Annotated in this window: 26 protein-coding genes and 1 pseudogene; 23 read left to right on the top strand and 4 right to left on the bottom strand. The window is 71.5% G+C overall.

What is annotated here, in order from left to right:
• Nucleotides 1-10: 10 nt before the first annotated feature.
• Both ACZ4Z1_RS34630 and ACZ4Z1_RS34625 read right to left on the bottom strand, forming a co-directional pair.
• On the bottom strand, nucleotides 11-565 hold the full coding sequence (locus tag ACZ4Z1_RS34630; RefSeq protein WP_468490634.1) for a GNAT family N-acetyltransferase: 555 nt from the start codon (nucleotides 563-565) through the stop codon (nucleotides 11-13).
• The gene (locus ACZ4Z1_RS34625; RefSeq protein WP_468490633.1) at nucleotides 562-1,821 is read right to left on the bottom strand and encodes a hypothetical protein; all 1,260 of its coding nucleotides are present in this window, start codon (nucleotides 1,819-1,821) and stop codon (nucleotides 562-564) included. Before ACZ4Z1_RS34625 ends, ACZ4Z1_RS34630 begins: the two co-directional genes overlap by 4 nt.
• A gap of 330 nt (nucleotides 1,822-2,151) precedes the next feature.
• On the opposite strand from ACZ4Z1_RS34625, the gene ACZ4Z1_RS34620 reads away from it, so the two are divergent.
• From ACZ4Z1_RS34620 to ACZ4Z1_RS34540, 17 genes are all read left to right on the top strand, one after another.
• Nucleotides 2,152-2,304, top strand: a complete 153-nt coding sequence (locus tag ACZ4Z1_RS34620; protein ID WP_468490632.1) for a hypothetical protein — start codon at nucleotides 2,152-2,154, stop codon at nucleotides 2,302-2,304.
• Complete coding sequence (locus ACZ4Z1_RS34615) at nucleotides 2,301-2,522, top strand: hypothetical protein (protein WP_468490631.1); 222 nt, start codon at nucleotides 2,301-2,303, stop codon at nucleotides 2,520-2,522. The genes ACZ4Z1_RS34620 and ACZ4Z1_RS34615 overlap by 4 nt, the downstream gene beginning before the upstream one ends.
• A 174-nt stretch (nucleotides 2,523-2,696) precedes the next feature.
• A complete protein-coding gene (locus ACZ4Z1_RS34610) occupies nucleotides 2,697-3,815 on the top strand; it encodes a radical SAM protein (protein WP_468490630.1) in 1,119 nt (372 codons plus the stop codon).
• A gap of 6 nt (nucleotides 3,816-3,821) precedes the next feature.
• On the top strand, nucleotides 3,822-4,001 hold the full coding sequence (locus tag ACZ4Z1_RS34605) for a hypothetical protein (RefSeq protein WP_468490629.1): 180 nt from the start codon (nucleotides 3,822-3,824) through the stop codon (nucleotides 3,999-4,001).
• 148 nt (nucleotides 4,002-4,149) lie between these two features.
• Nucleotides 4,150-4,959: a GNAT family N-acetyltransferase gene (locus ACZ4Z1_RS34600; RefSeq protein ID WP_468490628.1), complete on the top strand. Its 810-nt coding sequence runs from the start codon at nucleotides 4,150-4,152 to the stop codon at nucleotides 4,957-4,959.
• Between the two features lie 417 nt (nucleotides 4,960-5,376).
• Nucleotides 5,377-5,970 (top strand): hypothetical protein, encoded by a 594-nt coding sequence (locus ACZ4Z1_RS34595; RefSeq protein ID WP_468490627.1) that lies wholly within the window; start codon nucleotides 5,377-5,379, stop codon nucleotides 5,968-5,970.
• Nucleotides 5,971-6,122: 152 nt separating this feature from the next.
• Nucleotides 6,123-6,860 (top strand): ATP/GTP-binding protein, encoded by a 738-nt coding sequence (locus tag ACZ4Z1_RS34590; protein ID WP_468490626.1) that lies wholly within the window; start codon nucleotides 6,123-6,125, stop codon nucleotides 6,858-6,860.
• 33 nt (nucleotides 6,861-6,893) lie between these two features.
• Nucleotides 6,894-7,580 (top strand): SAF domain-containing protein, encoded by a 687-nt coding sequence (locus ACZ4Z1_RS34585; protein ID WP_468490625.1) that lies wholly within the window; start codon nucleotides 6,894-6,896, stop codon nucleotides 7,578-7,580.
• Nucleotides 7,580-8,449: a hypothetical protein gene (locus tag ACZ4Z1_RS34580; protein ID WP_468490624.1), complete on the top strand. Its 870-nt coding sequence runs from the start codon at nucleotides 7,580-7,582 to the stop codon at nucleotides 8,447-8,449. Before ACZ4Z1_RS34585 ends, ACZ4Z1_RS34580 begins: the two co-directional genes overlap by 1 nt.
• Nucleotides 8,442-10,034: a CpaF family protein gene (locus tag ACZ4Z1_RS34575; RefSeq protein WP_468490623.1), complete on the top strand. Its 1,593-nt coding sequence runs from the start codon at nucleotides 8,442-8,444 to the stop codon at nucleotides 10,032-10,034. Before ACZ4Z1_RS34580 ends, ACZ4Z1_RS34575 begins: the two co-directional genes overlap by 8 nt.
• Nucleotides 10,031-10,954: a type II secretion system F family protein gene (locus ACZ4Z1_RS34570; protein WP_468490622.1), complete on the top strand. Its 924-nt coding sequence runs from the start codon at nucleotides 10,031-10,033 to the stop codon at nucleotides 10,952-10,954. The genes ACZ4Z1_RS34575 and ACZ4Z1_RS34570 overlap by 4 nt, the downstream gene beginning before the upstream one ends.
• Nucleotides 10,951-11,850, top strand: a complete 900-nt coding sequence (locus tag ACZ4Z1_RS34565; RefSeq protein ID WP_468490621.1) for a type II secretion system F family protein — start codon at nucleotides 10,951-10,953, stop codon at nucleotides 11,848-11,850. The genes ACZ4Z1_RS34570 and ACZ4Z1_RS34565 overlap by 4 nt, the downstream gene beginning before the upstream one ends.
• A gap of 15 nt (nucleotides 11,851-11,865) precedes the next feature.
• The gene (locus ACZ4Z1_RS34560; protein WP_468490620.1) at nucleotides 11,866-12,054 is read left to right on the top strand and encodes a hypothetical protein; all 189 of its coding nucleotides are present in this window, start codon (nucleotides 11,866-11,868) and stop codon (nucleotides 12,052-12,054) included.
• Between the two features lie 31 nt (nucleotides 12,055-12,085).
• Nucleotides 12,086-12,499: a TadE family protein gene (locus ACZ4Z1_RS34555; RefSeq protein ID WP_468490619.1), complete on the top strand. Its 414-nt coding sequence runs from the start codon at nucleotides 12,086-12,088 to the stop codon at nucleotides 12,497-12,499.
• On the top strand, nucleotides 12,496-12,966 hold the full coding sequence (locus tag ACZ4Z1_RS34550; protein ID WP_468490618.1) for a TadE family protein: 471 nt from the start codon (nucleotides 12,496-12,498) through the stop codon (nucleotides 12,964-12,966). Before ACZ4Z1_RS34555 ends, ACZ4Z1_RS34550 begins: the two co-directional genes overlap by 4 nt.
• Complete coding sequence (locus ACZ4Z1_RS34545; protein WP_467764179.1) at nucleotides 12,963-13,424, top strand: TadE/TadG family type IV pilus assembly protein; 462 nt, start codon at nucleotides 12,963-12,965, stop codon at nucleotides 13,422-13,424. The genes ACZ4Z1_RS34550 and ACZ4Z1_RS34545 overlap by 4 nt, the downstream gene beginning before the upstream one ends.
• A gap of 2 nt (nucleotides 13,425-13,426) precedes the next feature.
• A complete protein-coding gene (locus tag ACZ4Z1_RS34540; protein WP_468490617.1) occupies nucleotides 13,427-16,855 on the top strand; it encodes a LysM peptidoglycan-binding domain-containing protein in 3,429 nt (1,142 codons plus the stop codon).
• Nucleotides 16,856-17,077: 222 nt separating this feature from the next.
• Here the strand turns inward: ACZ4Z1_RS34540 and ACZ4Z1_RS34535 are convergent, their stop codons facing one another.
• On the bottom strand, nucleotides 17,078-18,460 hold the full coding sequence (locus ACZ4Z1_RS34535; protein WP_468490616.1) for a hypothetical protein: 1,383 nt from the start codon (nucleotides 18,458-18,460) through the stop codon (nucleotides 17,078-17,080).
• A 145-nt stretch (nucleotides 18,461-18,605) separates the two neighbouring features.
• Between ACZ4Z1_RS34535 and ACZ4Z1_RS34530 the strand changes: the two genes are divergently transcribed.
• From ACZ4Z1_RS34530 to ACZ4Z1_RS34515, 4 genes are all read left to right on the top strand, one after another.
• Nucleotides 18,606-18,734: a hypothetical protein gene (locus ACZ4Z1_RS34530; protein ID WP_468490615.1), complete on the top strand. Its 129-nt coding sequence runs from the start codon at nucleotides 18,606-18,608 to the stop codon at nucleotides 18,732-18,734.
• Between the two features lie 103 nt (nucleotides 18,735-18,837).
• The gene (locus ACZ4Z1_RS34525; RefSeq protein ID WP_468490614.1) at nucleotides 18,838-19,884 is read left to right on the top strand and encodes an asparagine synthetase B family protein; all 1,047 of its coding nucleotides are present in this window, start codon (nucleotides 18,838-18,840) and stop codon (nucleotides 19,882-19,884) included.
• 78 nt (nucleotides 19,885-19,962) lie between these two features.
• Nucleotides 19,963-20,421 carry an asparagine synthase-related protein gene (locus tag ACZ4Z1_RS34520; protein WP_468490613.1) on the top strand — a complete coding sequence of 153 codons (459 nt, stop codon included), beginning with the start codon at nucleotides 19,963-19,965 and terminating at the stop codon, nucleotides 20,419-20,421.
• Nucleotides 20,422-20,497: 76 nt separating this feature from the next.
• Nucleotides 20,498-22,375, top strand: a complete 1,878-nt coding sequence (locus ACZ4Z1_RS34515; protein ID WP_468490612.1) for an ATP-binding cassette domain-containing protein — start codon at nucleotides 20,498-20,500, stop codon at nucleotides 22,373-22,375.
• A gap of 108 nt (nucleotides 22,376-22,483) precedes the next feature.
• Here ACZ4Z1_RS34515 and ACZ4Z1_RS34510 read toward each other — a convergent pair whose 3' ends face one another.
• The gene (locus ACZ4Z1_RS34510; protein ID WP_468490611.1) at nucleotides 22,484-23,020 is read right to left on the bottom strand and encodes a hypothetical protein; all 537 of its coding nucleotides are present in this window, start codon (nucleotides 23,018-23,020) and stop codon (nucleotides 22,484-22,486) included.
• 1,103 nt (nucleotides 23,021-24,123) lie between these two features.
• Between ACZ4Z1_RS34510 and ACZ4Z1_RS34505 the strand changes: the two genes are divergently transcribed.
• Together ACZ4Z1_RS34505 and ACZ4Z1_RS34500 are read left to right on the top strand one after the other, a co-directional pair.
• Nucleotides 24,124-24,582 (top strand): hypothetical protein, encoded by a 459-nt coding sequence (locus ACZ4Z1_RS34505; protein WP_468490610.1) that lies wholly within the window; start codon nucleotides 24,124-24,126, stop codon nucleotides 24,580-24,582.
• Nucleotides 24,579-25,096: pseudogene (locus ACZ4Z1_RS34500) on the top strand (type IV secretory system conjugative DNA transfer family protein); the annotation flags it as partial. The gene ACZ4Z1_RS34505 and the pseudogene ACZ4Z1_RS34500, both read left to right, overlap by 4 nt.

Here is a 25,096-nt window from a genome sequence, read left to right as displayed (position 1 = left end):
CCGACCGTGCTTACGTAGGCGTCCGCTGCAGGTCAAGGACCATCACGTCATGCAAGGCGGCCCCGTCCCAGGGGCGAGCCTCGCCGGCCTTGCGGTACCCCCACGACCGGTAGGCAGCCTGTGCAGCCTCGACATCCGGCCGTGCGTTGAGCAGTACCCGTTCCTCCGTGGCATCGGCGAGCACTGCCTCGTGCAGGCGCCGGGCTACGCCGAGGCGACGCCACGGGGCGCGCACCGCAAGTTCGATCAGTCCGAACGTTCGGTGCCCGTCCTCACGGCGCAGTTCGTCGGGTACAGGCGTAGTCAGCCGGCCCCACCAGCCAGTGGCAGGGCTGAGAGGGTAGCCGTAGGCCATACCGATCGGCTCACCGTCGCCAGCGCGGGCGAGGGCGGCTCGGAACGTTGCCTTACGGACCTGCGAGCGGAACCGCCGGAAGTTCGCTTCGACGTCCTTCTCGGACTTGTTGTAGGGCGGCTCGGCGAATGCCTCGGCGTAGACCACGGCGAACGCGTCCTCGGCCTTCGCTGCGTCCGCACCACTCATGCGCTCTATCGTGATCGTCATCGGCTCCCACCCCGCGTCATCTCGCGGATGCGCTCGACCGCGTCGCGCGCTACAGGAGCACCGAGGCGTACAGCGGCCCGCTCGAAGGCGCGCAGGCGGCGGCGCAGGCGCACCGACGACACTCCACCGCAGGCATCGAGCACACCCGTCATCTCGTGGCACGCATCCTCTACCTCGTCCGTGTCGAGCAATGTCTGCGCGAGCCGTGCACGGTACCAAGCGGTATTGCGGGTGTAGCCGCCCCCGAGGCCCGCGACCGCCGAGCGCAGGAATGGCACGGCCCGCTCGGGGCGGCCCTCTCGGGAGTAGTAGGCCGCCGTCGCATAGTCGACCTCGACGGGCCCGGCGAACCGCGCCCACCGCGGCACCTCAGCATCGGTATCGGCACGTCCCTGAAAGGACACGGCACGGCTCAGCGCCCGACGCGCGCCCGGCAGGTCGCCTGAGTGCGTCGCCGCGCTCGCCTCACGCAGCGAGATCACCAGGCGCACCGTCGCCCCCGCACCCGCCCGGCGCGCGAGGCCATAGGCGTTTTCGACCGCCGATGCGGCTTCCCAGTACCGCCCTGCGTCCACGGCGAGCAGGCACAGAGTGTTGAGCGCGCGGACCTGCAACAGGGGGTTGTCGATGAGCTGTGCCGCAGTCATCGCTTCCATGCAGGCGGCGCGGGCTTCGTCGGGCGGTCCCCCGTCGTACCCGAACCAAGCACGGTGGCAAGCGAGTTCGCACACCATCGTGTGCAGCTCACGGCCGACTCGGCTCGTGTAGACGCTACTGCTCAGAGTCCGCGTGATCTGCTGCTCAAGCTGCTTGGCGCGAGCCTTGGCGGGAATGCCGCCGGACCTGTGGTCGACCGTGTACAGGCCGACCAGGTCGGCCCGGAGTGCCGCCGCGTCGTTCGTGCCGATGCGCGGACCGTGTTGATCGGGGAGAATCGCCGCTGCCGCGAGCGCCCCCGTACCGGTGACGAATGCTCGACGTTTCACTTCTCCATCGTCACCGATCCTCCGAGCCGCTTCGTTCCGGCGAGGTGGGACCTCGAACCCCATCTCGGCGAGCGGCACGCCGAACATGACTTCTAGGACGTCCTGCTGGCTCGGGTGCGGCAACGGCGGAGGAGATTCGTTCTCCCACCGTCGGAGCTGGCGGACGCTCACCGACGCATCGACGCCCAGACGCGCAGCCTCTCGGGCGAACGCGGCAACAAAGGTCACCTGCGTGTACCTGGCTTTGCGCAACCGCGCGAGTCTGCTCACGCCTGCACCTGCCATGCGCTTCCCCTTGCGTGCGGACAATTCCCTTTTCAGGGTACTGACTTAATCAACGAGCGAAGGCGAAAGCGTCCGCCTAAATGTCCGGTCGCCGGGCGCCCTCGGATACCGCCGACGCGGTGCACTGATGAAGCACCACGTCATGAGGCAGACCTTCGAGGGGGTTCACCCGTGATCAGTCCGCGAGCGCGGCAGAACGCACCGTACGGCGTCGGGGCTCACTTGGCAGACAGGCGCCGCGGCCGAACGGGCGTGGTGATGGCCTCGACTGCCTCGCGCGTGTGGCTTCGTCCGGTCAGCGGTGGCCGCGAATGGGTGGCGCGTATAGACGAGGTGTCCCTCGCCGCCGGGGCCGCGTACCGAATTCGGCACGGTGACCCGTACTACTGGACCGCCCATGAGATCGAGGTCTACCTCGACCTCGTGACCGGGGCTGCCCGGCCGCTCGTACCGGAAGGCAGCAGATGACCGTAGAGGTACCGGGATGGCTGTACATCGGCGCACGCGTGGTGGACATGTCCCTCAACCGCGAGGGCGTAGTACACGGCATGGGTGAGCCGTATGTACAGGAGGAAACGCCCTCGTGCGTGTGGCTGCTGCCACCACACGGCGGATACGAGTGGCGAGCGAAGATCGCGGACGTGTGTCCCGCCGAAGGAGCACAGGAGATATGCGGCAGCGACTAGCGGTACTGCTGTGGATCTTCCTGTGTATCGCCATCGTCGTGCCGCTCGCCATCGCAGCCGACCCGAGGCGATAGCCCACGAACTCCGCCCCTGCCGGTGACTACCCACCGTGCTCCCCCACGAGCCAAGCCCCGGCAGGGGTGGACCCACCTCCCGCGGAAGAGAAGAGGGGACATGCACGAACTGATCGCTAGCCCGTTCCTCGAACAGCACATGCTCGTACGTCCTGGGGACTCGTCCGGGCTATTGCTCCCCGAAGTGAACTACGAGGAGCTGCGGCGCGTAGCCGGCAGCGACGCCCCCGCCCCGCCGTGGCTGCTCGACGCCGTCCGCGAACGGTGGGGTACGCACCGCGGCGACCGCGCCATGACCGACTACCTACTCGTTCGGGAGCCGTCCGCGCACGGCTACTCGCGGGCGAGTTGGGAAATCAACCTCGGCTGTAACTACCAGTGCAAGCACTGCTACCTCGGCTTGAAGGTCTTCTCTGGCATGTCGCTCGCCGACAAACTCAAGGTGCTGGAGGTCGTCCGCGATGCTGGGGTGCTGTTCTTCCAGATCACCGGCGGCGAACCGACCGTCGACAAACACTTCATGCACACCTACGAGGCAGCGTTCCGCATGGGCATGATGCTCACGGTCTCGACGAACGCCTCCCTCCTGTGGCGCGAGAACCTGCTGAGCATGTTCGAGCGGTTCCCGCCGTACCGGGTCACCGTGTCGATGTACGGCGCCACGAAGGACAGCTACGACGAGTTGACCCAGCGCCGTGGCGCGTGGGAACTGTTCCAACGCGGCATGGCAGCCGCCCGCGAGGCGGGGCTGCCGCTGAGACTTTCGATCATCGTCACCGAGGACAGCGCGCACGGGGAACAGCAGATGGTCGCGCTCGCCGAGCAGTGGGGCATCGAGCACAACGTCTACACGAACATGACGCCGACGATCTACGGAGGCGCCGAGTCGCTCACCGCTCAGTCGAAAGAGCATCTGCGGATGCGAAAGCCGTTCACCGGGTGCAACGCGGGACACACCTTCTTCCACGTCGACCCGCACGGCCTCGCCTCGATCTGCAAGATCGGGCGTGACGATCAAATCAATCTCGCCGAGGAAGGGCTCGACGGCCTCGCACGGCTGGGCGCCGTCGCCGACCGACTCATGCTTCGCACTGGCGGTTGCTCAGGCTGCACGCTCGCCGGCCGGTGCGTTGTGTGCCGTCCGCTTGCCAAGCACTACCAGGAGGCGGGGGCACAGAAGGAAACCTACTGTCAGCACGGGATGAAAAAGGCAGGGTGAAGCCGCATGACAGCCGTATCCGTCGAGATCGCACCGATTCAGCCCTTGGGGACCGTGCCCTACGCGACGCGTCCCGTCGCGCCCGCCGCAGCCCCGGTCACCACGGTCACCGTGGTACCGCGGCTCGACGAGGTCATGGACAGCGCAATGTGTTCGTGCCAAGCGGGCGACGACAACCCGCACTGACCACAACCGCTCGATCCCGCTCGGGCCCCGACACTTTCGTGCGGGGCCTGAGCCCTGTGTGGCAGGCGAGTAATGTGCCGCCATGCGATTCCGCTGGGACTGGCTAGGACCCGAGATCACTGCCCCGTACGTCCCGACGATCGGCCCGGTGCACCCCGACACGCTCGGTCCGCAACTGTTCGCCGACGTTGTCGCCAACGCCCCTACCGGCCGTTTCCTCCCATACGACAAGGACCAACGATGGTCTGACGCGAAGGCCGAACGCGTGCTCGTCGAGGACATCGCTCACAGCCCTCACGAGACGATGCTGCCGACCCTCTCGCAGCGGGGTGCGGGCACAGTGAGCGTCCACCTGTACGGCACGCACCCCGACGGGCACGACCTCGCCGCCGAACTCGCCGTGAAACTCTGTGCCACGCACGACGCGGCGACCGGTCGCGTCGTCTCGTTCGCAGGCCCGGAAGAACAGCCGGCCACTCAAGGTCAGGTGACCCGCGTCCAACTCCGCGAGTTCGGCCCTGAGTATCCGGCCCACGCCCCCGAAGGGGTACACCCACTCACCGACTGCCCGGTACCTGTGCAAGCGACGTTCCCGAGATTCGCCGAGCTGCTTGCCGACGAGGGATTCGCCTTCTTGCACGACCGTATAAGGGCCGGCGGTGTCGGCCCCGTCCTGGTCGCGGTCGACGAGGGGCGTGTCGTGGGCGCCATCGGACCGATGGAGGTCATGCCCGATTCACGCGGCGCCGCCCGCCTGCTCCCGCAGTACTTCGGCATCCTTCCCGAGCAGCGGGGCCGCGGCCTCGGGCGCGCTCTGTGGCGCGCGGCGATGAGCTGGGGACAGGAGAACGGGGCCGCCTACCAGCTTCTACAGACTGAGGCCGACGGTGCCTCAGATCACTTGTGCCGGTCCGAGGGGTTGCGGTCGCTCGGGTTCGTCTGCGTCACCAAAGTGTGAGCAGCGCAAGCGATGGCGTTCGTGGCACGAGATAGCACGCACGCACCCCCAGCACTTGTGGGACGCCGGAAGACACCTGCGCCCCGGCACTTCCGCATCGCTTCGACCAGCCAGCCGATTTCCACGCGGCCTGAGAGGCGCCAGCATCGTGGCCGTCGCGCAGGTCATCGGTCTCGTGACCGGCCACGCCGACTTGCCGAAAAAGGATTCTTCTTTCCCGCCGCGTGGAATTGTGACGGTTTCGCTCCCGTCCCGTGGTGCTGAACAGGCGAAACACCCTGGGCGATTGGAGCATCCTTGCGTAACGTACGGGAATGGGTCGGTCACCTGATGCCGGTGAGGCCGCGGCGGGCGCCCTGCCACTGGCCGGTAACCACCGGGTGACGGACACCGTTGATCAGCGCACGGGGAGGCGCAGTGACAATCTCGGCACGAACAACTCAAGCCGTGCGCAGCGGCGTACGGACGGCCCCGCTGGTTGCGGTGGCTTGCGCCCTGGCGGCCGTTTCCGCCTGCAGCAGCGGCGCGACGAAGAGCCAGGATTCCAAGCCCACCCCCTCCACGCAGCAGCCGACGAAGCCAGCCGATCCGGCGGAGATCGCCAAGCAGCAGGCCATCTCCACCTACCGGTCGTACTGGAAGGCCATGGAGCGGGTCTACGCCTCCGTCAAGATCGAGGGCACCGACATCACGAAGTACGCCGCGAGCGCAGCATTGAGTCAGCCTCGCAGTGATATCGAACGAATGCAGAAGGACGGCAGCAGCTTCACCGGCGGGGTGACCGTCACCAATCCGACGGTCACAGGCCTGGACCTCAAGCGGAAGACTCCCAACGTCTCCATTTCCAGCTGTTTGGATGTCTCGGCGTGGAAGGTCCTCGACAAGGACAAGAAGCCCATCGCCCTGCCGTCGACACGGCTGACGAAGTACGTCGTTCTCGCGACCGTCGAGCGCTGGCCGGAGGGGTGGAAGGTGATCAGGTACGAGCCGCAAGCAGGCCAGCCGTGCTGACCCGCGGGCTCGCTCTGGCCGTCTGCGGCCTGCTGACCGTGCTGTCCCTGCCCGGCACAGCCCGTGCTGACGGCCCCACCGGCAGCGTTGAGGGATGCAAGAACAACTTGGTGTGTGTGGAAGCCGAGGCGCCTGGCAACCCAGGTGGTGCCGTGCCCGGTGCTCCCGTCCAGGACAGCAAGGGCGGCGGCAAGGGGGGCAAGGGCGGGGGCAGCGCCAGCCGCTGGAGCTGCACCTACAAGCTCGCCGATCCGCCGCCGCCGGCGGACAGTTTGGACTGGGCCGGGCACAAGCCCGGTGACGGCGCGGTCTACGAGCAGCGCTGCATCTTCGACGGCAACGGCGCCTTCGCGGTCAACCGGATGGTGTGGGCGGCTGACCCGCCGGAGGGCGGCGGCGCTCCGGCCGTCGACCCGGCGGTCCTGGCGCAGCAGGCCGTCGACAAGATGCTGCTGCGCGGCCCGCAGATCGGTATCACGCCGAAGCCGGGCGGCAAGGGTGTGGTGGGAATGCCGGTCTACCTGTGGACCGCCACGGGGCCGGAGACGTACGGGCCGAACACCGCCAGTGCCTCCGCCGGCGGGGTCGCGGTGACGGCGACCGCGAAGGTCAGCAAGATCGTGTGGCAGATGGGCGACGGCAACACCGTCACCTGCACCACCCCGGGCACCCCGTACCGCCCCGAGTACGGCAAGCGGCCCTCCCCGGACTGCGGGCACCAATACCGCGTCCCGTCGGCGACCACGCCCACCGGGCGCTTCCATGTGACCGCAACATCGACGTGGGCCATCGACTGGCAGGTCACCGGCGGCGGCCAGTCCGGTCAGCTCACCGAGGTCCGCGACAGCGCCGTGGACATCACCGTCGCCGAGGTCCAGGTCCTCAACTAGCTCTTCGTTCAGCACGTCGAGAGGCACACCCGTATGGAAACCCCCGCCGCTCCGCCGGTGCCGCGCCCGACCCCGGCTGCCCGTTCCGAGGTGCCCATCACCACCGCCGCCCCGGTCAAGCGGGAGCGGCGCTGGTCGGTCGCGGCGCTGTGCACCGTGCTGGCCGTGGTGGCCGGTCTGGGGGCGGCCGCGGCCGTCAGTTCCGCCAGCGACCGCACGAAGGTCCTCGCCGTGGCCCGGGATGTCCCGGCCGGCCAGGCCTTGACCGGCAGCGATCTGACGGTGGCGGAGGTCTCCGCCGACGCCGCCCTGACCCCGGTGCCGGCCTCCGACAAGGCATCCCTGGTCGGACGGCGGCCGGCGGTCGATCTGCGCAAGGGCGGGCTTTTGACCGCGTCCCAGCTGGCTGCGGGCACCGGCCTGGGCGATGACCGGCAGCAGGTCGGCGTCCAGGTCAAGCGGGGCCAGGCGCCGGCCGGCACCCTCGCCCCGGGCGACAAGGTCCTCGCGGTCACCACTCCCGCCCAGGGGGAGCAGACCGGCAGCAAGGCGGAGGCCCCACCCGCCACGCTCAGCGCGACGGTGGTCTCCCTCTCGCGTCCGGACGCCACCGGCACCGTCGTGGTGAACCTGGCGGTGGCCACCACCGACGGGCCGCTGCTGGCCACCCGCGCCGCCCAGGGCCGTATCGCCCTGGTGCGCGAACCGCGGAGCCGCTGATGCCGGTCACCGCCCTCGTCTCCGCGAAGTCCTGCGGCGTCACCACCACCGCGCTGGCGCTGACCCTGGCCTCCCGGCAGCTGAGCCTGCTGGCCGAGTGCGACCCGGCCGGCGGCACCATCCGCGCGGGGCTGCTGCAGGGCGAAGTCGGTGCCGGCTACGGCCTGTACCACCTGGCTGCCGCCGACCGCACCGGCCCCGAAGCCCTCGCGCAGGCCTTCGCCAGCCACCTGTGGCCGCTGGATCCCGGCGGGCACCGCAAGCTGCTGCCCGGCCTGACCGACCCCGCCCAAGCCGGCGCGCTCGGGCGGACCTGGCCGGCCCTGGCGGAAGTTCTGCACGTGCTGGCCGAGGACGCCGGGTACGACGTGGTCGTCGACGCCGGCCGCCTGGCCCTGGAAGCCGGCCGGCCGCACCCGACGCTGACCCCGGCCGCACTGCTGCACCAGGCGGACCTGGTCCTGCTCGTGGTGCGCGGCACCGAGCAGTCCCTGGCCCTGGCCCGGCACGTGATCGACCCGCTGCGCGCCGACCTGGCCGAGCACGAGCGCTCCCCCGAGGCCCTGGGGCTGCTGCTCATCGAGGACGGCCCCTACCGCGCCCATCAGGTGGCCGACTCGCTGAAGACGCCGGTCGTGGCGGCCCTGCCGTACGACCGGGCCACCGCCGGCTACCTGGCCGGCGGCGGCCGCCCGGTCCGCGGGCTGGGCCGCAGCCCGCTGCTGCGGCACGCCCGCACCGCCACCGAGCAGTTGCGCGCCGCCGCCAGCCGCCAGCAGCTCCAGCGGCACTACCCCACGCGGCCCGCCCACGCCCAGCTCGCCGGCGTACTGCAGCGCCTGAACGAAAAGGGAGGCGGCCATGGCTGACCCCCAGCCCCGCCCCGGCCCCCGCACACATCCCCACGCCAACGGGCAGCCCCCGGCCGGGCCGGCGGACCGCGACTTCATCGCCGGCCTGCTCACCGGGCGGATCGGCCAGCGCCCGGCGGCCACGGAGCCGCCGCCCGCACCGCCCGGCCCGGCCGGTGGCGACGCCCGGCCGCCCGCGGCAGCGCACACCGCCGCGGACGTGCCGCGCCTGGCCGGGCTGCCCGGCGCCCTGCCGGTCGGCTGGGAGGTGATCGAGGAGCTGCAGGCCCTGGTCTCGCAGCGGCTCAGCGCCGCCGACCCGGACAAACTGCTCGAAGAGGCCGACCGGCGGGCCCTGGCCACCTCCCTGGTACGCAACGCGGTGGCCGACTGGGCCGCCAAGTACGCCCAGGGCAACACGGCGCTGAGCGCCGAGCAGGAGGCGGCCATCGGCACGGCCGTCTTCGACTCCATGTACCGCGGCGGGCGCCTGCAGGCCCTGCTGGACCAGGACGGCGTGGAAGACGTGATGGTCGACGGGCTGCGCGCCCACGTCGAATTCCACGACCGGCCCCGCCAGACGATCGAGCGGGTCGCCGACAGCCACGAAGAGCTGATCGCGTGGGTGAACCGGATGGCGCGCCTGTCCGGCCACGGCGAGCGCGCGCTGACCCAGTCCAGCCCCATGATCGGGTTCCGGATGCCCGACGGCTCCCGGGTCACCGCCTCCTTGCTGACCACCCGGCCGTCCGTGGTCATCCGCCGCCACCGCATCCGCCAGCACGGCATGGCCGAACTGGTGGCCTGGGGCACCCTCAACCCCATGCTGGAGCGGTTCTTGACCGCCTGCGTGCACGCCAAGCGCAACATCCTGGTCGTCGGCTCCATGGGTGCGGGCAAGACCTCGCTGCTGCGGGCGCTGGGCCGCGAAATCCCTGCGGACGAGCGGCTGGCGACCCTGGAGACCGACCGCGAACTCTACCTGGACGAGCCCGGCCCCAAGCCCGGCCCGGTCACCTTCGCCTTCGAGGCCCGCGAGTCCAACGGCGAGGTCCGCGCCGGCGAGCGGGCCGGCGAGGTCACCATCAGCGACCTGTTTCCCACCACACTGCGCTACAACGTCAGCCGGGTCATCGTCGGCGAGGTCCGCTCGGTGGAGATCCTGCCGATGCTGCGCACGATGACCGCCGCCGGCTCCGGCAGCATGTGCACCCTGCACGTCCGCCAGCCGCACGCCATCATCAGCCGCCTGGTGCAGCTGTGCACCGAGGCCGGGCTGCAGACCGACGCCGCCCATCATCTGATCGCCTCCGCCATCGACGTCGTGGTCTACCTGACCTACCTGGACGAGACCGCCCTTGGCGGCAAGAAGCACCGCTTCGTCTCCCACATCCACGAGGTGCACGACGTGGTGGGGGAGGGCGGCCGGCCCGTGATCACCGAGCTGTTCGTCCCCCAGGGCGGCGAGCAGCGCGCGGTGTTCAAGAACATGCCGTCCTTCGCCGACGACCTGGAGCGCACCGGCCTGCTGCGCCGCGCCTACTTCACCGACCGGCCCTTCGGCGCCTGGCAGGCTCCGCTGCAGACGGCGGGGCGCCCGTGAACACCTCCCAGCTCGCCCTGGCCGCGGCCTGCTGCGCCGTCCTGGCCGTCGTCGCGGCCGCCGCGGCCGTACGCGAGGTGCGCGGTCGCATCCCCGACCCGGCCAGGCCCAAGTCCCGCCTGAGCGGCCGCCTGGAGCGCGCCCGCACCGAGCTGCCGCTCAAATGGCAGCAGCGCTGGCGCCAGCTGCTGACCACCGCCGGCCTGGCGGCGCTCGCGGTGTGGGCCTGGACCGGCTGGCCCGTCCACGGCCTGCTCGCCGGCGCCGCTGTCCTCGCGCTGCCCTACGTCCTCAATCCCGACGCCGGCGCCCGCCAGCGCATCGACTGCCTCGAAGCCCTCGGGCAGTGGCTCAACCATCTCGCCGGGGTCCACCAGGCCGGCATCTCCCTGCCCCAGACCATCCGCGCCTCCGCCAAGGCCGCCCCCGCCCCCATCGCACCGCAGGTCCGCGACCTGGCCGACCGGCTGGGCTCCGGCATGGAGGCCCAGACGGCCTTCGCCCACTTCGCCGACGACCTCGCCGACGGCACCTCCGACCACGTGGTGCTGCTCTTTCAGTCCCACGCCGTCTACAAGGGCCCCGGCCTGGCCGATGCGCTGGAGGCGCTGGCCACCACCCTCCACCAGCAGGCCGCTGACGCCCGCGACATCGAAGCCGACCGCGCCAAGGTCCGCAAAAGCGCCCGCATGGTCAGCATCATCATCTGCCTGGTGGTCATCGGCTGCATGCTCAACGACGCCTGGTCCGCCTGGTACAAGACCCCGCCCGGCCAGCTGGTCCTGGCCGGCCTCGGCGCGGCCTTCGCCTGGACGCTGACCTGGCTGCGCCGTATCGCCCGCACCACGCCCGACCCCCGGCTGATCGACCCGCTGCCGGCCCGTGCCCAGCCCACCGCGCCGACGGGAGAACTGCGATGATCCCCATGGAGGCGGTGCTGCCCGCGGCCGCCGCCGGCGCCCTGATCGGCCTGGCCGTCCGCGCCGCCTTGCCGGCCCGCCGCGACCTGACCGCCGTGCTGGACCGCCTGGACGCCTCCAAGACCGGGGCCGGGCCCCTCCTGCCGGCCGCCGCCCCCGCCTCCTCCGGTGCTGTGCACGAACGCGTCGGCGCCCGGCTGCTGGGCGAACTCGGCGGCCGCCTGCCGCTGCCGGTCAAGGACCTGAACCTGCTGGGCATCAGTCCCGCCGCGCACCTCGGCAAACGCCTGTTGTTCGCCGCGTACGGGCTGGTGCTGCCGCAGCTGCTCCAGGCCCTGCTGGCCCTGGCCGGTGCCCCGCTGCCCTTCGCCCTGCCGGCGCTGGTCTCCCTCGCGCTGGCCGCTCTGTTCTGGCTGTGGCCCCGCAAGGAGGTCGCCCGGCAGGCGGCCGCCGTGCGCCGCGTGGTGCGGCACGCCGTGGCCTCCTACCTCGAACGCGTCGCCCTGGCCCGCATCGCCAACTCCGGCGCCGCCCAGGCCCTGACCCAGACCGCCGAGGTCGGCGACACGTTCATCTTCGTGCGCATGCGGCAGATCTTCCACCAGGCCGACCTGGCCGGCGTCACCGTCTGGGACGCCCTCAAACAGCTCGGCGACGAACTCGACATCCCCGAACTGACCCGCCCCGCCGACACCCTGGCCCTGGCTGGTGAGGGCGCCGCCGTCTACACCACCTTGCAGGCCCAGGCCCGGCAGCTGCGCATCGCCCTGCTCTCGGACGCCAAGGCCGAGGCCAACGCCGCCAGCGCCGCGATGGTCCTGCCGGTGACGGCCAGCGTCATCCTCATGCTCGTCTTCGTGATGATCCCCATCACCATCACCATCCTCGCCAGCTGACCGAAGGAACCCGTCATGGACATCAAGGTGCTGACCGTATGGATCCGCAGCCGCTACGAACTCCTCAAGCACAACCGGGACGACGGGCAGAGCTCCACCGAAATGGCCGTGATCGTCGGCGCGCTGCTGGTCGCCGCGGGCCTGCTCGTCGTGGCGGTCAAAACCAAGCTGATGGAGAAGATCGGCATCATCAACGGCGGCTGAGCGCCCGCCCCGGCAGAAAGGTACGAACACGGTGAGGACATCACGCCTGCGGCGCGCCCTGGTTCGCCGCCGGCTGCGCGGCGACCGCGGGTCGGGCAGCGTGGAGTTCGCGGTCCTGGCCACCGTCGTCCTCGCGCTGATCCTCACCGCCCTCCAGGCCGGCCTGTACTTCCACGCCCGCAAGGTCGCCCAGTCCGCCGCCCGCCAGGGCGTCGAAGCCGGCCGGCGCTTCGGCTCCGGCAGCGGGGACGCCGTCGCCCAGGCGCAGGTCTTCCTCGCCCGCTACGGCGGCAGCGTCCGTACGCCGAGCGTCTCCGCGGCGGGCAGCACCGACCAGGAGATCCGCATCACCGTGCGCGGCAGCGTCGCCACCCTGGTCCCCGGCCTGAGCCTGGACGTCGTCCAGCACGCCGACGCCCCCGTCGAACGCTGGACCACCCCATGAGCGCGCCCCGTCCCCTCGGCCCCCGCCTGCGCCGCCTGCTGGCGTCCCTGCGTCAGGACCGCGGCTCATACTCCCTGGAGACCGCCGTCCTCGCGCCGGTGGTCATCGCCCTGCTCCTGCTGATGGTCGCCTTCGGACGGATCACCGACGCCGACGGCGCCGTGGACAGCGCGGCCCGCGCCGCCGCCCGCGCGGCCTCCCTGGAACGCGACGCCGGCAGCGCCCAGAGCGCGGCCCAGGCCGCGGCCGAACGCAGCCTCAGCGGCGAGGGCATCACCTGCCAGACCACCAGCGTGAGGGTCGACACGTCCGGCTACCAGTCGGATGTCGGCGTGGACGCCGACGTCACCGCGGCCATCGCCTGCACCGCCCGCCTCTCCGACATCGGGCTGCCGGGCCTGCCCGGCGCCAAGACCCTGACTGCCTCGTGGACCAGCCCCCTCGACACCTACCGGACACGCCAGTGAAGAGCGCCGCGCACCGATTCCTTCTGCGGCGGCGTGCCGCGCTCACCGGCCACCGCGACCGGGGCTCCATGTCGGTGTTCTTCGCCCTGGCCACCGTAGCCATCTTGATGGTGATGGGGCTGCTCGTTGACGGCGGCGGCGCCCTGAACGCCGCCAACCGGGCCACCTCCCTGGCCCAGGAAGCCGCCCGCACCGCCGGCCAGCAGCTCGATCCGGCCCAGGCCGTCCAGGGCACGGCCATCACCATCGACCCGGACGCCGCGGCCGGCGCCGCCCGCGACTACCTGGCCGCCCAGGGCGTCCAGGGCAGCGCCGCGGTCACCGACGGCGGCAAGAACCTCACCGTCACCGTGACCGACACCTACCACACCTACTTCGCCCAGTTCGTCGGCAAGAGCACGATCACCGTGACCGGTACCGCGACCGCGCACCTGCAGACCCAAGCCGCTGGAGGCTGAGCATGGCCCACCGCACCCCCGCACCCCTGCGCGCCCTGCTGGCCGTGCTGCGGGCCCTGCTCGGCCTGATCGTCCTGGCCGCCCTGGTCGGCGGCGTGCCGTACGTGCTGCTGGCGCTCGGCCACCAGCCCACTGACCTGGCCGGCGGGATCGACCTGCTGGCCCAGGACGACGGCTCGCTGTTCCTGACCGTGCTCACCTGCATCGGCTGGGCCGGCTGGGCCGCCTTCACCTTCTCGGTCCTGCTCGAAGTCGTGGCCCTGCTGCGGCGCCGCTCAGCGCCCCGCATCAGGGGCCTGGGCAGCCTGCAGTCCCTGGCCTCCTTCCTCATCGGCGGCATCGTGCTGCTCGCCCCCACCGCCGCGTCCGCGGCCACCCCTTCACCGGTCACCGTGGCCGCCGCCACCCACACCGCAGGACAAGACCCGGCGGCACCGGCCGCGGCGCCCGCCATCTCCCGCACCGCCGGCCCCACGCACACCGTGACCTCGGCCACCGAGCTGCCCTGGGACCTGGCGCAGACCTACCTCGGCGACGGCACACGGTGGAAGGACCTCGCCGCCCTCAACCCCGGCATCGCGCAACTGGCCTCCGGGGACCAGTACCTGCCCAAGGACACCGTCCTCCAGCTGCCCGCCGACGCCCGCACCCCGGCCCCCGCCGCGCCCTCCCGGCCCCAGGCTGCCGCCGCCTCCGCGGCGTCCACCACCGCGGCACGGCAGCCGGACAGCGTCACGGTCCGCGAGGGCGACACCCTCTGGTCGATCGCCGACGACCAGGGCGACCCGCAGCAGTGGAAGGCGATCTACGACACCAACAAGGGCCAGCCGCTGCCCGGCGGCGGCACCTTCGACGACCCCGACCTCATCTACCCCGGCCAGGTCCTGGACCTGCCGCACACCGCCCCGGTCGGCGAACCGCACGACAAGCCAGGCAAACCGGATACGGCCCGCCCGAAGCCGCCCTCTGCCCACCACGACCAGCAGACCCCGACGACACCGCCGCCGGCGGCCGCGCCGTCCCCGAAGGCCGAAGCCGACCAGCCGACCGCCCCCTCCCGTACGCCAGCGCCTGCCCCCAGCACCTCCGCCCCCAGCAACGACGGCCGGCCCGCCACGCAGCCGGCCGCACCGGCCGGCCAGGACCACGACACCGCGCTCGCGCCGGCCGCCGTGTGGGCCGGCGCCGGCGCCCTGGCAGCCGCCCTCATCGGCACCCTGGCCACCCGCCGCCTGCTGCAACAGCGCCGCCGCCGGCCCGGCAGGCGCATCCCGATGCCCGCCGGCCGCGCGGCCGCCACCGAACAGGGCCTGCGCGCCGCCCAGCACCCCACCGGCCTTGACCTGCTCGGCACCGCACTGCGCTCCCTGGCCCTGCACCTGAGCGCCGCACACCGCGACCTGCCCGCCCTCGAAGCGGTGGTGCTGCACGGGGCCAAGGTCGAACTGCACCTCGCCGAGGACACCCCGCCCGCCAAGCCGTTCACCGCGGCCCCCGGCCGGCAGGACCTGTGGGTGTGCCCGGCCTCCAGCCCGGACCTGGCCGACAGCGAGCAACTGGCAGCCGCCGACGCCCCCTACCCGGCGCTGGTCTCCCTCGGCTGGGACGACGACGGTCACCTGGTCTTGATCGACCTGGAACACGCGGGCATCGTGCACCTGGCCGGCGACGCCACCTGCGCCCGCCAGGTACTGCAGGCCATCGCCATCGAACTCGCCAGCACCCCCCTGCCGGGCCACCTGGAAATCACCGCCCTGTCCGACACCGTCCCCGGCCTGGAAAACGCCGTACCCGAACGCGTCGCCCGCACCCGGGCCCTCACCGACGCCACCGCCGAACTGGTCGCGCACACCGCCGACCAGCGCCGCACCCTGACCGCCATCGGCGCCGACAGCCTGCGCGCCGCCCGCCTCACCGACGATGCCGCCGGCGCCTGGACCCCGCACATCCTGCTCGCGGCCAACCTCCCCGACGGCCCCGACCGCGCCGCGCTCATCCAGGCCCTCACCGAAAAACCCCGCACGGCAGGCGCCGTCATCACCGCCGACGCCACCAGCGATCTGCCGGACACTGCCTGGACCCTCGACTGCCAGGGCCCGGACCACACCGTCACGCTGCCCGGATCCAACCTGACCATCAGGCTGCAGGGCCTGAGCGACTGCCACTTCACCGACGCCGTCGAGCTGCTCACCCTCGCCGCCAGCGACACCGACGTCCCGGCCCCCGCTGACGGGACCGGCTCCTACGACCTGTACGACGGGTGGGAGGAGCCGGACGAATTCGACGACTACATTGATCCGTACGACGGTAGCGACGGCCAGGACACCGGCCCGTATGAGCCCGCCGAAGAGTCCGAGGCCACACCGACAGCCAATGCAGGCGGCAGCACCGGGGACAACATCACTAAGGGCGTCTCGCGTCACGCTCCCGACACCAGCCGACCCCCCGCTGCACAGCCGACCGACCGAGCAGACACCACCGCGGTGTCACCGGCAGGCAGCATCGCTGCGCCCACCACCCCGGCCAGCGGCACCGCCGGTGCGGCCAGCCCCTGCACCACGTCGACCCCGCCGACCGTAAACGCCACCATCCCCAGCCCGGCCGCCGACCCGGTCGGCGAACCCGCGGCGGCGGACGTCCTTTCTGCCGGACCAGCCACTGACACTGCCGCCGGACCCGCCGTCCTGTTGCTCGGCTCCATCACCATCGACGGCGCACGCGGGCGCATCGACTCCAGCCGCCGCAACGCCGGTACCGAGCTGACCGCGTTCCTCGCGCTGAACCCCGGCGCTGACCACCACGCGATCGACGACGCGCTGTGGCCCGGCCGTCTGGTCGGCAAGCAGATGCGCAACGCCGTCATCTCCCGCACCCGCTCCTGGCTGGGCAAGGGCGCCGACGGTCAGGCCCACCTGCCACGCGTGCAGGACACCGGCGACAGCCGCTACCGCCTCGGCCCGCACGTCACCTGCGACTGGACCCAGTTCCAGCGCCTGGCCCGCGCCGGCCTCACCCGCCACGATGAAGACGGCGACCTCGCCCTGCGCCGCGCACTCGCCCTGGTCCGGGGCCGGCCGTTCAGCGGCATCGACCCCCAGCGCTACGCCTGGGCCGAACCCGCCATCCAGGAGATGGTCTCCGCGATCGTGGACGTCGCCTACGAGCTGTCCACCCGCCGCCGGGAAGGCGACGACGTTTCCGGAGCCCTGTGGGCAGCGCGCCGCGGTCTGCTCGCGGCCGAGGAGAGCGAACTGCTGCACCGGCAGGTCTTCCTCGCCCACCACGCCGTCGGCGACATCGACGCCCTGCGCCAAGCCGCCGCCCGCCTCGCTCGCATCAACGAACAGCTCCTCGGCGGCGCCGACATGGAAGCCGAAACCGCCGAACTGCTGCGCAACCTGCTACCGCGGCCTGCGAGCCGCACCCGCTGATTCTAGGATCCGCGATTCGATGCGCAATGTCGGCTGAGGATGCGCAATGAATGCGCAAATCCGGGACTCGATGCGCACTCGCTACAGTCCGTGGCCGCCGTTCTCGCTCTCTTGCGGTCGTTCGGACCGGGGCGTCCGGGCGGCTCCGTACCGTCCAGAGCATGACGATACGGAGCTCGGGCAGCGCCCGTCGCACGCACGGCGCACCACAAGCCTCGTCTGTCAGCGGTGGTGGGTGAGGAAGATGCGGGCCCGCTCGTCGAGCTCGGCCGCGCACCGCACGCCGCGGGCCCGGTAGGGGCGCAGGTCCGTGCGCAGGGAACGGACGGCCTTGAGAGTGCGGGCCGACTTGACCCCCGCCATGGTGCCGATGGCCCGGCCCCAAGTGGTGCACGCCTCCTCGATGCCGCCCTGCTTGGCCTGCTGACCGGCCTGCGCCACCAGGTCGAGAGCGATGATCCGTGCGTACGTCGCCCCGGGCCGGCTCGCCGCGGCGGTCGCGTAGCTCCGTGCGGAGTTGCGGCGGTCGCCGAGCGTCTCGAAGACCTTCGCCGTACGGCTGTGGACGGTGGCGGCGGGCGGGCCCCACACCAGGGCCCACAATGGCACCTCGTCTCCGGCACGAGCCCCGGCCGCAAGGGCGGCGTGTGCGCGGTCAACGTCCGCCAGGGCCCGCTGGCGCTGCCCGGTCTTGGCGAGCGCGTGCGCGTGGGTGACGGCGAACAATGCCTCGACCTGCGCGTCGACCCGGCCCTTGGCCTGGCCCCATCCGGTCTCCACGAGTGCGAGGCAGTGCTCGGCGCGGTGCAGCTTCATGCCCTGCTGCGACATTGTGCGCATCACGAAGCCGTCCTGGCCGGGGACGCCCGCGGCCCGTGCGAGCGCGAGGGACTGCATGTAGTACTTCTGTGCGAGCCCTTGTTCCCCGGAGTCGTACGCCTTCCAGCCCGCGAGGTGGGCGCCGGCCGAGGCGACCGAGAGCGCCTCGGCGCGGACGGCGTCGTTGGCGAAGCGGCTCCGACACAGGTCGGCGATGTCGGTGATCAGGTATTGAACGAACGCGGCCCGTCCGTGCTGGCCGCCGTGCTTCTCGTCCATGTCCATGAAGAACTTCACCATCTCGCGCACCGCGGCGACATCCGTGTGCCCGGCCACCGCGCCGCCGCAGACCGTACGGGTCCGGGCCGCAGCCTCCTGCACGGTCTGAAGGGGGACAGACGCGGCGGCCAGGGAGTAGGCGGAGGCGGCGAGGAAACGGCGTCGGTTCACGTCTGCGCTCCCGATGGCGGTCAGCGTCTCGATCGGATCGAAGTCCAGCGTCAGTCCGATGCTGTCATCTTCGCTGCCGGGTAAGGAACCGAGTCCGAGGTCTTCGCGGGTGACCCGGCGTCCCAGGCGGCGGGAGAGCGCCTCGGCCAGGTACCCGGCGGTCGCGCCGGACGGTGTGGCGCCTGCGAGCCAGTGGTGGACGGCGGACCGGTTGGTGCCAAGGCGCTGGCCGCTTTCCATGGCCACGGCCTTTACGGCGCGGGCGATGCCGTCGTACGGCAGACCAGCTTCCTCGATCAAAGCCTTGAGGTGAACGTTCGCAGCGCGCTGGGTCATGGAGGGCCGGCCCTCATCCGCATAAACGCGATATACGGCTTGGCGTGCTCCGTACGGTACCCGCCTTCCCCGCTGTCCAGTTCACTAATTCACAAAACCCGTTGGCGGGGGGCAACGGGTGCGGATCGACAAGAAGGGGTTCGCGATGAAGGACCAAACGCGGCCGTGGGAGTCCGTGTTCGCCGGGCCGGAGATCACCGCTGTGCCCGGGGACACCGCGCGCTTCGAGGAGAAGCCGCAGGAGTCCTCCGACCAGGGCCGGTTCGAGGACTGACGGCCTGGCTCCGCTGTCCGTCCAGCACCACCGGGGCCCGCGCCCGGCCTGCGCCGCGCGGGCCCCGCCGCATGTCCGAAGACCGCCTGGAAGGGGAGTTCAGATGTTGACGTTAACGGTCGGCCTGCGGGCCGGCACCGATGGGCCGTGGCAGTGGTGCGAGCAGGCGGAGGGCTGCTGGAGGCGCGGCAGGGACCGCATCCGCCCGCTGGCCCACCCCGCGCTGGAGGCTCGGGCGGTGACCGGCAGCACCACCACGCTGATGGTGGTGCGCGAGCGGGTCGCCGACCGCGCCTCGCTGCTGCGCTCGACGGCACCCGTGCGGGTCGACGGCGCGGTCTACGCCCGCGCCGTCGAAGAGTGCCGCGACTGGCCGCTGCAATCTGTATGGGTCGAGGCGGGCCCGGACGGCGTTCGGCTCCAGACCGGGCTGGGCGGGGTGTGCCCGCTCTACCTCGCGTACGGCCAAGGGACGCTGAGCGGGTCGTGGAAGCTGATGGACCTGTCCGCGCAGATGACGCCGGGCCAGCTCGACGAGAAGGAGGTCATGCGCCTTTTGTCCGGCCACCCCCGGTACGGGCACGACACGCTGGTCACCGGCATCAAGCGGCTGTCCGAGCGATCGTCGGCGTACGCGGACGCCGACGGCCTGCGCCTGGTCTACCCGGCCGCCGCCGAGCACGCCGCGCCCTCCGAGCTCGCCGAGGGAACCGACGGCCCGACCCTGGTGGGCGCGTTCGAAGCGCTCGTCGACCACATCGGTGCCCGCCGCCCCCTCGCCCCGGCCCAGACCGCCGCCCAGCTGTCCGGGGGCAAGGACTCCACCAACCTTGCGATCTCCCTCGCGCTCGCGCACCCGGGCCGGATCACACCGTGCGCGCTGCTGATCGGCGGCCAGGCCGGGCCCCAGCAGGAAGCGCGACGCCGCATGGTCATCGACCACACTGGCTTCGCCCCGGACGTCACCGTGCCCGCCGCCGACCATCCGCCGCTCGTCCCGGGCGGGCTGCGCCGCTCCCGTCCGGAGGCGGTCAGCCCGCTGGACGAGCCGCACCTGGAGGCCGCCGACGCGCTCGCCCAGGCGCTGAGGGCGCGCGGCATCACCACGGTGATTGCCGGGTTCGGCGGCGACGAAGTCGCCCGCGTATGACGGCCCGACGGCGGTCCCGCCCGTACGCCCGAGGCGCCCGCCTGGTGCGGTGAGCGGGTCCGCGACCTGCTCGGCGAGGTGAACACCGGCATCGCCCCGGCCACCGTGGCACCGGAGACCGCACTGATCGCCCTGGAGGTCGCCACTCCGCTGCTGGCCCGCCGGGGCCTGTGGACGCTCGCGCCGTTCACCGATCCGGAGCTGGTGCGCTTCGGCCGGCGCCTCCCGCTGGAGTGGAAGCGCGACAAGCGGCTGCTGACCGAGCGCCTCGCCGCCCGCGGCCTGCCCGACGAGGTGGTGCACCCGGTGCTGCGGGAGAACTTCGGGCACCTGATGAACACCGCCGTGCACGCCTACGCCACCGGGCTACTTCGCGGCTGGGGCAAGGACCTGCACCTGGTCGAGCAGGGATTCCTCGACCCGTCCGCGCTCGCCGCAGCCGTCGAGCGGGCCGCGCTCGGACCCGACGAGGTCGCGCCGTACCGCACTGGCCTATTCCTGATCACCGCCATCGAACTGGCCCTGCGGGTCCTGTAGACACCGCACCCACCACGCGGGCGATTTCGGCTCGAACAGCTTCTGTCGCCCCGCCTGGCGCACCAGGATGGGGCGGGTGACCGAGTCCGCGCCCGCCCCGAAAGCCTCCGGTTCCCCGCAGCAGGTCGGCTACCGCAGCGACCCGCACTTCGAGGACATCGCAGGCGCCTCCTGGTGGCAAATGGCCGCCCGCCTGCCCCGCACGCTCGCCGCCGCGGCCCGTCTCGGCTGGGCCGCCGACCGGGCGGCGATGCTGTGGCTGAGCCCGTGCCAGGTGATCGTGGCCGTCTGCTCGGCCGTCGCACTCGGCGCCCTGCCCGGCGCCATGAACCAACTGCTCACCGGCGGACCGGTCGCCGATCGGGTGGGCGCTGCGGCCGGGGCACTGATCGTGGTCGCCCTCGCCATCGGAGTGCGAGCCGGTGCCGACGCCCTCGCCGTGTACGCCGCCGCCCGCCTCGCCCCGGAGGCCGCGACCGAGGCGGACCTCCAGATCATCGCCGCCACCCCCGAGATCGAGCTGGAAGCGTACGACCGGCCCGGCTTCACCGACCGGCTCCAGGCCGCTGGCAAGGGGGCGGAGGCAACCGAGAACCTCATCGGCGACGCCCAGGCCCTTCTCTCCGCGCTCGCCCAGCTCATCGCTGCGGCTTCGGTGCTGACCGTGCTGCACCCGCTGCTATTGCCGCTGCTCGTGCTGGCCGTGGTACCCAAGGGCGCCGCCGCCGTCACCATCGCCCGTATCCAGCACCGGGCGGACTACCAGAACATCTCGGACAACCACTTGCGCTACCTGCTGCGGTACTACTCCACCGACCGTCGCACGGCCGCCGAGGTCCGCGCGACCACCATGGCCGCCTTCCTGACCTCCTGGTATCGCCAGATCACTGACCGGATCAAAGCCACCCACCGTGCGGCAGCGCCCCGGGTTCTGCGGGCCACGCTGCTCGGCGCGGCCATCAGCGGGCTGATGCTCGCCGCAACCTGGGCCGCACTTGGCTGGCTGGCGGCAACCGATCGGATGGACCTGGCCATCGCGGCGACCGCCGTCATCGCCGTGCGCACCTCCACCGGCGCCCTGACCTCCCTGGTCATGGCCGCCGCACGGCTGTTCCGCACCTCGCTGTACCTGGATGACTGGCAGACGTTCCTGCGCCGCGCGAAGGACCTGCGCGCCGTACGCGGCACCAGGAAGATCCCGTCCGACGCTCCCGCCGAGATCCGCGCGGACAACGTCACCTACACCTACCCCAGCGCCGCCACCCCGGCGGTCGACGGTGTCAGCCTTACCCTGCGCCGCGGCGAACTGGTCGCCCTGGTCGGTGAGAACGGTAGCGGCAAGACGACCCTGGCGGCTTTGCTGACCGGGCTTCGCATCGCCAGCAGCGGCACCGTCACCTGGGACGGCACTGACCTGGCCGGGACGGACCCGGCGAGCGTGTGGGCGCGGGTCGGCCTGGTGCCGCAGGAGTTCACCCGCTGGCCCATGGACCTGCGCTCCAACATTCACCTCGGCCAGCCCCGCACCGACGACGACACCCTGCTGCTGAACGCAGCGAAGGCGGCCGGAGCGGACAGCGTCATCACCAAGGCCCCATACGGACTCGACACCCTGGTTGCCAGCTCCAACTGGGGCGGCACCGACCTGTCCGGCGGGCAGTGGCAGCGCATCGCCGTCGCCAGAGCGTTCTACCGCCACGCAACCGTGCTGATGCTGGACGAGCCGACATCCGCCATGGACCCGCGCGCCGAACACCTGGTCATCAGCCGGTTCAAGGAACTCGCCGCGGGCAAGGCCGCCGTCTTCGTCACGCACAACCTGGACAACGCCCGCATCGCCGACCGCATCATCGTCCTCGACGGCGGCCGCGTACGAGAACAAGGCGACTTCCAGGCCCTCATGGATCTCGGGGGGCTCTTTCAGGAGCTGTACAAACTCTCCCAGGACCGGTGAGGAGCAGCGATTCAGCCTCAGCCACGCCGGAGGTCTCTCCACGCACCACCTGCGCGGTTGCTCGGTACCGAGCGCGCCTGGAACGCTGGAGCCGTGCGCCTACGAGTGTTATTCCTGTCGCACAAGCAGGTCGGATGCGGTCCGGGCGAGACGGGCGTACGTAACGGCCAGGTTCAAATGCACGGCCCATTCGTCTACCACCCCCAGAGCATCGGCCCCGCCGGCCTCTTCCATGTGTCGACGAGCTTGGAGCGCATGTTCCTGCGCCACGGCCCATGAGGCTGCTACAGCTGGAGCTGGCCGCTTGCCAGACACCGCGACCTCAGCCTCGGCTGGCGCGCTGAAAGACGGGGGCCGTACGGCAGCCGCCTCTTCTTCGTAATCCTCGTAGCCCTCAGAGCGGTCGTTCTGCTTGACCAGGTGCGCGGATGCTGCGGCAAGCCGATCACGAACGTCTTGCGGGTCCACGCCGTGGCGGAGCACCAGGTCGAGCATCTCGATGACGGCGGCTGTCTCGAGCTGCGTGCCCCAACCGTCTCGTCCCTTGCGCTCTTCGGGATACGCGGCACGGGTTCCCCAGGACCAGCCGGTGTTGTGCAGCTGGTGCTTGCCGAACCGCATGGTGATGGTCGAGTCGATGGGCACGCTGTTCCTATCTGAGAGACCGGTTGGGGAGCACCGTCAGTATTCCGGGGAACGGCGTCCGGACTCGAGCGCACGCACGGAGGCAATGCGAACGGATCGGCGAGAATGCCCGTGTACACCCGCCACCAGCGAAGGAGTGGGGACGACGTGGAAGTATTGGTGACTGCGGCTAACAGAAGCTGAGGAATATCACTGGCCTGGTCCACCGTCGTCCGGTGGCGGTTGCCCTGGAAATTTTGGTGTTGGACGCTGTTTGACGGTGGTCTCGGCGGCATATCGGGCCCAGTGGCCTCAGGGCTGGGGCCAGGCGGTGGCGTGATGGTGCCTGCCGGGCGTCCGGCATGGGCACCGGGGCTACTCCTACGGCTCGTCGTCCGCTTCCCATCCGGCGTCGCGGTCGCCGTCGAGCAGGCAGTGCCGTCACCGGCTGTAGCCGACCTCAAAGTGCCCGGAACCGTCGATTGCTCGCTGCCCACCGACACGGTCGCTGCTCACTGCCCCCGGATTCCGGTGATTCCGCAGGAGCCAGTGCTCACGAGGTTGCGGATCCTAGACGCTGACCCCGCTCGTACGCGGTCATCGTCTGGGAACGTCGAGATGATCGGCCGAGCGCCGCGAGCGCTACGCCAACGATCTGGACGCGCCGCTTCCCGGCCCCTTCAGCTCGTGCCGTGAACTCTCCTCACTGGGGCGCCCCAAAGGCTTTCCCACAGCCTCACGCAGCAAGCGGGAGGCTTGCCCATGGAAACGGGCAAGCCGTGTCCGTCCCAGGGCATCCCTGGCGCCGGCCCTGGGCAAGCCTGTTGAGCTGGTGCCGCCGTTCTCCTGATCGAAGTCAAAGTGTGCCGATGGCCGGTCGATTGCCGTGGCCGATCGGTCACAGGACCGGCCACCGTCATCCGCCGGGCAAACCCTGTGGCGAGCGGGCGTACGGTCTGCCGCCCGCAGCGGACGTCCCGCCAGCCAGGCGCCCTGAAGGTAAAGAGTAAGGAAAGTCGAGGGGGTGCTGTCCGAATCGGTCTTCCAGCCGCACTTGGTCCTGGTGAAAGGACCGCAACCGCTGGAGGACCCATGCAGTACACCCGCCCCGGCCGGAGCCGGGCATGAGCGCCGAGCTGCCCGGTGCGGCAGCCGTCCTCGATGCCGCCCATGTCATCGCCGCGAGTTCCCCCTACCTCGCAGCGCTCGTCCTCGCCGGGGCCGTCGCCGCCGGGATTGCCGGCCTGCGCCGCCGCTGGCGGACAGATGCAGCCCTGGCCCACCGGGCCTGTGTCGAGCTGGTGCCGACGTCGACGTTCAACCCGGGCATGGAAGAGGTCGGCCGGGCAGCCCACCAGTTCGCCCGGATCCATCACGCGGCCGGCGCACCGGCCCGCGGCTCCGCCGCCCGCCTGCGCTACACCGTCACCGACGGTCAGATGCGCTGCTACCTCGAAGGCCCGGCCGACGCGGCCGCGGTGCTGCGTATGCCCGCCTACGCCGAGGTCGAGGTCCGCACCCCGCAGGCCCGCCCCGACATCCATCCGGTGCACTTCGCGGTGGCCAGGGAGGCCCGGCGATGACCGCCACCGGCCTGAGCAAACCGCCCCGGTCCTCGCCCGCCGCCCCGGCCGCGCCGCGCTACCTCGAACGCGCCGAGCTCGTCCTGGCGCTGCCCGACGCCAAGCCCCTCGCCTCCCTGGGCCTGGCCCCCGACCCGCTGCAGCAGGTGGCCGCCGCCCTGGCCGGTGTGCGCAGTGCGGACGGCGAACAGGCCGAGCTGTGCCTGGACCTGGTCCCGGTCAGCGAACGCCGCCTCGCCCGCCGCCGCCGCATCCTGCTCGCCGCCGCCCGCCGCCGCGGTCCCTCCGCCTACGGCGAGAGCCTGACCACGGGCAGCACCGCCGGTCTCATGGACGCTCTGGCCTCCGACTGGAACGGCAACCGCTCCGCACGCGCCACGCACCGGGTGCCGCGGCAGAGCGACATCCGCGACAGCGTCGGCAAGTTCACCCCCGGCGGCGCGGTCTTCGCCGTCCAGCTCCTGCTGCGTACCGGCGCCCACCATCCCCAGGCCGCCCACGCCCGCATGAACCA

It is taken from the genome of Streptomyces sp. NPDC030165 (assembly GCF_055573595.1).
The sequence above is the reverse complement of the archived record's forward strand: the minus strand, read 5'-3'. Positions and strand labels throughout refer to the sequence as shown.

Excerpts from the sequence above, each read along its gene's own strand:
- ACZ4Z1_RS34630 (WP_468490634.1), bottom strand. The coding sequence starts at position 565 with ATGACGATCACGATAGAGCGCATGAGTGGTGCGGACGCAGCGAAGGCC.
- ACZ4Z1_RS34615 (WP_468490631.1), top strand. The coding sequence starts at position 2,301 with ATGACCGTAGAGGTACCGGGATGGCTGTACATCGGCGCACGCGTGGTG.
- ACZ4Z1_RS34610 (WP_468490630.1), top strand. The coding sequence starts at position 2,697 with ATGCACGAACTGATCGCTAGCCCGTTCCTCGAACAGCACATGCTCGTA.
- ACZ4Z1_RS34605 (WP_468490629.1), top strand. The coding sequence starts at position 3,822 with ATGACAGCCGTATCCGTCGAGATCGCACCGATTCAGCCCTTGGGGACC.
- ACZ4Z1_RS34585 (WP_468490625.1), top strand. The coding sequence starts at position 6,894 with ATGGAAACCCCCGCCGCTCCGCCGGTGCCGCGCCCGACCCCGGCTGCC.
- ACZ4Z1_RS34580 (WP_468490624.1), top strand. The coding sequence starts at position 7,580 with ATGCCGGTCACCGCCCTCGTCTCCGCGAAGTCCTGCGGCGTCACCACC.
- ACZ4Z1_RS34575 (WP_468490623.1), top strand. The coding sequence starts at position 8,442 with ATGGCTGACCCCCAGCCCCGCCCCGGCCCCCGCACACATCCCCACGCC.
- ACZ4Z1_RS34565 (WP_468490621.1), top strand. The coding sequence starts at position 10,951 with ATGATCCCCATGGAGGCGGTGCTGCCCGCGGCCGCCGCCGGCGCCCTG.
- ACZ4Z1_RS34560 (WP_468490620.1), top strand. The coding sequence starts at position 11,866 with ATGGACATCAAGGTGCTGACCGTATGGATCCGCAGCCGCTACGAACTC.
- ACZ4Z1_RS34550 (WP_468490618.1), top strand. The coding sequence starts at position 12,496 with ATGAGCGCGCCCCGTCCCCTCGGCCCCCGCCTGCGCCGCCTGCTGGCG.
- ACZ4Z1_RS34540 (WP_468490617.1), top strand. The coding sequence starts at position 13,427 with ATGGCCCACCGCACCCCCGCACCCCTGCGCGCCCTGCTGGCCGTGCTG.
- ACZ4Z1_RS34535 (WP_468490616.1), bottom strand. The coding sequence starts at position 18,460 with ATGACCCAGCGCGCTGCGAACGTTCACCTCAAGGCTTTGATCGAGGAA.
- ACZ4Z1_RS34530 (WP_468490615.1), top strand. The coding sequence starts at position 18,606 with ATGAAGGACCAAACGCGGCCGTGGGAGTCCGTGTTCGCCGGGCCGGAG.
- ACZ4Z1_RS34525 (WP_468490614.1), top strand. The coding sequence starts at position 18,838 with ATGTTGACGTTAACGGTCGGCCTGCGGGCCGGCACCGATGGGCCGTGG.
- ACZ4Z1_RS34505 (WP_468490610.1), top strand. The coding sequence starts at position 24,124 with ATGAGCGCCGAGCTGCCCGGTGCGGCAGCCGTCCTCGATGCCGCCCAT.